Below are 485 nucleotides of genomic sequence, written 5' to 3' on the forward strand. Positions count from 1 at the left end.
GCACGGTCGCGAATGGAGCCAAGAAAGTGCTGATCACCACCGCGCAGGGTGCACCGGACGGTGTTCTCGTCGAGGTGAAGGACTCGGGACCGGGGATGAGCTCTGAAACCTTCGAGCACGCCTTCGCCCCCTTCTACACGACGAAGCCCAGCGGTTTGGGGGTGGGACTGTCGATCTGTCGTTCGATTATCGAAGCGCATGCCGGACGCTTGTGGGTGACGCGCAACCAGCCCCACGGCGCAATTTTTCACTTCACCGTACCAGCCCACCCTGCCGACGCTTCTTGATTATGGCCGGATTGCTGGTTCCAACTTCGAGCACGCACCTCGCGCTTTGCGATCGAGAAGATCAAGTCGATCGCAGCCCTGCCGATCCTGGCTGCCGCGACGGGGATTAAATCACCAAGCTGTCGCAGAAACGGTCGAGGGATCACGAGGCGACTAGGCAAAACAGGTTGTGCATTTGCGCGCCTTAGTATCCTATTC

The 485-nt window shown here is 59.4% G+C and carries 1 protein-coding gene; it reads left to right on the forward strand.

Going from position 1 to position 485, the window contains the following annotated elements:
* Positions 1–287: ATP-binding protein (locus tag RM704_RS45300; RefSeq protein ID WP_369015714.1), on the forward strand; the 287-nt coding region annotated here is incomplete at its 5' end.
* Positions 288–485: the final 198 nt, after the last annotated feature.

The sequence above is a fragment of the Streptomyces gottesmaniae genome, assembly GCF_031845845.1.
In the GTDB taxonomy this organism is placed as follows: Bacteria; Actinomycetota; Actinomycetes; order Streptomycetales; family Streptomycetaceae; genus Streptomyces; species Streptomyces akebiae.